This window comes from Planococcus sp. CAU13 (assembly GCF_000775575.1).
Classification (GTDB): Bacteria; Bacillota; Bacilli; order Bacillales_A; family Planococcaceae; genus Planococcus.
On record NZ_JRGN01000039.1, the window covers coordinates 1 to 5,231 of the forward strand.

The window sequence follows — 5,231 nt, forward strand, 5'->3', positions numbered from 1 at the left end:
CGTTCGTAAAAGTACACTTTTACGAACGGTTTTTAGACAGGATTAAGGAGAAAAATCACAAATATATTCTCGAGATTGCGTAGCGGCGTTATATTTTTTTGTGAACGCACGCTAGTGCCACTTAATCGCACACAAACTCTCAATCTGCCCGAAAAACAAAAAACACCCTGCCCAAAGGCAGGATGTATCGATATTTGCGGCGTTCAAGCCACGCTCCACAACGTGTTCCTCAAGGGAATGCTTGTCCGTCTTACGCAAATGAGCTCATCGCGTCTTTAACAATAAGCCCTGAGCAGGAATAAGTCAATGCATTTCGCTCATTGCAACGCGTATTCGGCCGCAGTAACCTTATAAAGTACATGCCGTTTCAGCGGACTGTTCTCCTCCAGTTTCGGATGGTCAAATTCCCCCGCTTTTTGCATTCCGATCCGCTGCATGACTATTTCCGACGGATGGTTGATCCGCGCTGTAAAGGAACAGATTTCATCCATGCCCAAAACGCCGAACGCGTAATCCAGAGTTGCTTTCGCCCCTTCTGTCGCATACCCGCGTTTCCAGAACTTATTGTCCAGCCGCCAGCCGATTTCAATGGCACCCTGGAAACCTGCATCAAAGCTTACTTCCAAAAGACCGATAAAGCCGATGAACGCTCCGTCTTCCTTGCGCTCCACTGCCCAGATGCCGAAACCTTTTTCTTCGGCATGCAGCTCGAAGCGGTCAATCAGCCGGTCCGATTCGGTTCTCGTCAGTGTTGCCGGGAAATACTCCATCACTTTCGGATCGGCGTTCATGCGGGCAAACTCTCCTCTATCGTCACTCTTCCATCTTCTGAAGCCGAGCCGTTGGGATTCGAATATATAGAGCTTCCCCATTTCCCTCACCCTTTCGTTTCTTTGCCGTCAGCGATATTTATCTTTTAATGAATCACTGCCGATTCCACCAATCAGCATCAGAGCCAATGGCCCGAAATTGGCCGCCATTCTTGGTACGCCTTCCATCAGCAAAAGATCCGTCCCTGCAAAATAGTTGATAACGAAAGCAATAAGCTTGGCCGCCAATAACAGCACACCGATCAAAAACACACTGTCAAAGAAAACTTTCCATTTCGGATAAGCCAATTGTCTGCTGTCCTGAATCACTTTTTCTTTCAATTCTCTGTCACTCCTCAGCATTTCATCTATTGTTATTCCAAACAGATCGCTCAAATCAATCAGAACCTCGATGCTTGGCAGACTCTTTCCCGTCTCCCATTTTGAAACCGACTGCCGGCTGACATGAATTTTTTCGGCAAGCTCCGTTTGAGACCACCCCTTCCTCTCCCTTTCACTTTTCACCCGTTCACCAAAAGTCATTCAAATCACTGCCTTTCTATACTTTTAAGTTTGAGCATAATTCCATGTGAAGTAAAGCTACTTTCAGTTGCAACAGCGCGCAACCGGCAGTTGCACGCAGGCTTTATTTCTAGTTTGACGGCTTCCTGTAAGAAATAAAATAAAAAAAGCGGCCAGTTCCGGCCGCTTTTCCTTCCAGTTATTAATTTCATCCGAGTGCTTAAAGAATTGCTTACGCACCACCACCAGAAGCTGCCGCCGCCTGATCCGCCTTGACACAATCGATTGCCACGACAATCGCGATGACAAGATGCTCCATCTCTTCATCCAGAATCTGCATTTCGTATGTGTCGCCCCATGTGAACCATTGTTTGCTCACTGAACCGACAACTTCCCCCTTACGTAAGACCTCAAAATCCATGTCCCACCAATTGCCGCGTACATCGATTCCCGCTGCATCAATCGTGTAGCGTGCTTTAAAAAAGGAGAATTCTTTATTGATCGTCATCTCTTCACGGCCGTCCACTTCGACGAAGAATTTCGGCAAAAGGCTGAATACTTTTTTCGTGATCAGTGCGATTTCCTTGCGCGAGGAATCCATAATTGTGAATGTCTTAGGGATTTGCATAAAACTGCCTTCAACGTAATAGACATCCTGCTGATCGATGTCCTTTACCGTAAATTTGCCGCTGAGACTGAACACCTTCTGTTTCATGTAAAGCTTTTTCATCCCAATTCCCCCTTTGACCCAGCATATCCTTTTTCACACTGTTTTATCAATAGGGAATCTTATGGAAAAGGTGCTGCCTCCAGGCCCGGTTTCAATATCAATCTTCGCGTTATGGCGGGCTGCCACAGCATAGCAAATGCCGAGGCCTAGCCCGGTTCCTTCGTCTTTTGTCGTGTAGAAAGGCGTGCCGATTTTTTCGATAATTGCGGGATCAATACCGCTCCCCTCGTCCTGAACCGCCAATACAGTACATCCATCTCCCTCCATGTAAGTGCCGATCGTCAGCGTCCCGCCTTCTTCCATCGCCTCCAGTCCATTGCGGTACAGATTAATGATCAATTGCCTGATTTCGTTATGGTTAAGCAATAAATCCGGAATTTCCTGCGTATAGATTTCAAGATGCTTGTTTTGATTGAATACGTCTACTTTGATCAGCGGTGAAATGTCCTGAAGTATGGTGTTCAAGTTCATCATTTTCATATCCGACGTCCGCGTGTTGCCGACGGACAGAAATTCAGTGATAATCGCATTGGCGCGGTCCAATTCATCGATCATCAAATCGAAATGCCCGGCATGCGGCGCCAATAATTCATCCGCCTTCAATAATTGCAGGAACCCTCTCACAGTTGTCATCGGATTGCGGATTTCATGGCTGATTCCCGCTGCCATCTGGCCGATCAAATCCAGATTGGCGAGGCGTTTCAATTCTTTTTCATATTTCTTCTTTTCCTTGATATTCTTCAGCATGCAGCAGATTCCGTCGTCGTAGGGGTACGCCGTGACTTCGTACCAGTAGTCTTCTGCTTCGGACTGCGCCTCAAAGCGCACGGTGACTCTTTCTTCCATCGCGCGGTGAAATTCGGTATAAATGATCGTATCCACCATCTCGGGATAGGTTTCCCAGACGTTTTTGCCGAGCACCTCTGCCACCTTTTTCCCTCCCGGCAGAAACTGATGCCTATTGAGATAGACATATTCCCAGTTTTTATTGAGCACAAAAAAACCGTCCGTAATACTCTCAATGACACTGTTGACCCGCTTGTTTGCAGCGTAAAGCGCACTCGTCCGCTCTTCGACCATCACTTCCAATTGATCCATGTACAATAAATTCGAAAATTCCGGTGCCGTGGCATCGATTATTGATTGCATCAAAGGAATTTGCAGGTTTTCAAAATCTTTTTTCGGATCGTACCTGCAGATTATTGAAATTACCCCTTGCACTTGGCCCATTGAAACCAATGGAAACAGCAGCCCTTCCTTATCGCCAGGCATGAGCAGACGCATTCGCTTCCGCGATGAGACAACATCATTCAGCAAGTCCGTATAGCTTCCCAGTAAACCAAGCTGCTTCAGGTTTTCATTCCATTCCGATTCCGTCTTTTCGCCTGCCTTATAGAATTCAATCTGCCTGCCTTCTTTGGCCGAAGAAGATCTGACGATATACACGGCAAAATCACAGACGTCAGCGGTTTTTTCCAAATAGGCAAAGCAGGTTCTCAGGCTTTCCCTGATGGTGGAACAGAACGACAGCTCCTGGCTGAGATCCAATAACAGCTGTTTTTCCTTAAGCAATTTTTCCTTCTCCGCAATGATTTTCGCATTATGGATAGCCACGCCAGCCATGTTCACATACGCTTCCACACTTTCAATCTCAGATTGCCGCAGATTCATCGGCGTTCCGTAATTGAACAGGAACACCAATCCAAATAATTCCTCTTTATACGAAATCGGCAGCGCCAATAAAGAACGGATCTGGAAGGATTCCACTGAATTCGGATCCGGACGGCCATCTGTTTTGGTGTCCGGGATGTAGACAGTCTTTCGGGTCTCAATCACTTCTGCAGCCAGGGGATCTGTCACCGGGTCGATCACCAGCATCTGCAGCGTCATGCCGCTCATGACTTCCGGCTTCCCCGCATAACCGCGGTAAGTGCCGTCCCCCTGGGGCAGATAGATGCCGACAGCGCTGCACTGGACGATTTCCTCTGAAATCGCTGTTGTCACCTGCTGCAAAACTTCCTTCAGCTCCAGTTTTGCATTGATGATCTGCGTTATATTGGCAAGCCTCGAATATCTCGATTGTTCATTTTCCATAAAATTATTCTCCATTCCCTCTTCCGTACTTTGTCCATTTTATCAAAAAGGCGGGTTTGTTACTTGAGTCATTTCGATCTATCGAACTGACCCCTAAGATTTATCAATAATTGGCACTTTTCAGTGGGTCAATACTTTGCTATTGTTAGCTGGAATCAAAAAAGCATTCAAAATCCGATATAAAAGGAAGGTAACGATTATGCAAAAAACGACTGCGGCACCTGCTGCCGGTAAAAAGACATTTGACCTGATTCTGACGGCAATGGCCATTTCGCTGGTTTTCGTCGCCACACAATTACTGAATATCCGATTGCCGATTGCAGCAAACGGAGGCCTAGTACACCTCGGGACCGGCATGCTGTTCATCATTTCGATGCTGTTCGGTCCGAAAAAAGGCGCAATTGCCGCGGCTGTCGGCATGGGTCTGTTCGACCTGATCAACGGCTGGACGCTGTGGGCCCCGATTACGTTCGTCGCCCGCGGCCTGCAGGGCTATATTGTCGGCCAAATCGCCTGGTCGGCCGGACGCATGGGCGGCAGCAAGACATTTAATATCATCGCTGCCGTCGCCTCTATTCCGGTGATGGTCGCTGTCTATTATGTCGGGGAAGCCATCATTTTCGGCAACTTCATCATCCCGGCCGCCTCCATCCCGGGCAATCTCATCCAAAATGCGGTCGGTTTGCTGGTAGCCATTCCGGTTGTGATTGCGTTGAAGAAGGTGCCGTTTTTTAAGAGAGGGTTGTAAAAGTTAAAGTTGTTGAAGGGGAAAGCTTCTATCTATAGGAGCTTTCTTTTTTGTGTATCCTATTGCTGAAATAAAGGCTAGATAAAAGTTCAAGATCTCTTGGTATTGAAAAAGCTTTCGCGGACGCGAAAGTTTCCTTAAGGGCTTGGAGTTTTTCGCATGGCGAAAAACATCCGCTGTTGCTCTTGAACTTTGAATGGGGTGGAATTAGATTATGACTGTTTCAGTATGGGACCAATTGAAAAAGTATACCTGTGAAAACAGAAACATATCATTTTCAACGTATCCATACTAAGTTGAGCACAACTGGTCTTTTCCCGCGCACAAA

General features: G+C 46.9%; 5 protein-coding genes. 1 reads left to right on the top strand and 4 read right to left on the bottom strand.

The features are described from left to right. Positions 1-317: 317 nt before the first annotated feature. The 4 genes from KW93_RS01450 to KW93_RS01465 form a co-directional block, all read right to left on the bottom strand. Complete coding sequence (locus tag KW93_RS01450) at positions 318-872, bottom strand: GNAT family N-acetyltransferase (RefSeq protein ID WP_033541179.1); 555 nt, start codon at positions 870-872, stop codon at positions 318-320. Positions 873-899: 27 nt separating this feature from the next. After that, positions 900-1,352, bottom strand: a complete 453-nt coding sequence (locus tag KW93_RS01455) for a helix-turn-helix domain-containing protein (protein ID WP_033541180.1) — start codon at positions 1,350-1,352, stop codon at positions 900-902. Between the two features lie 211 nt (positions 1,353-1,563). Continuing rightward, positions 1,564-2,061 carry an LURP-one-related/scramblase family protein gene (locus tag KW93_RS01460; RefSeq protein WP_033541181.1) on the bottom strand — a complete coding sequence of 166 codons (498 nt, stop codon included), beginning with the start codon at positions 2,059-2,061 and terminating at the stop codon, positions 1,564-1,566. Between the two features lie 33 nt (positions 2,062-2,094). Beyond that, the gene (locus tag KW93_RS01465) at positions 2,095-4,155 is read right to left on the bottom strand and encodes a GAF domain-containing sensor histidine kinase (RefSeq protein ID WP_033541182.1); all 2,061 of its coding nucleotides are present in this window, start codon (positions 4,153-4,155) and stop codon (positions 2,095-2,097) included. A 199-nt stretch (positions 4,156-4,354) separates the two neighbouring features. On the opposite strand from KW93_RS01465, the gene KW93_RS01470 reads away from it, so the two are divergent. Further along, on the top strand, positions 4,355-4,903 hold the full coding sequence (locus KW93_RS01470; RefSeq protein WP_033541183.1) for an ECF transporter S component: 549 nt from the start codon (positions 4,355-4,357) through the stop codon (positions 4,901-4,903). The last annotated feature ends 328 nt before the right edge of the window (positions 4,904-5,231 follow it).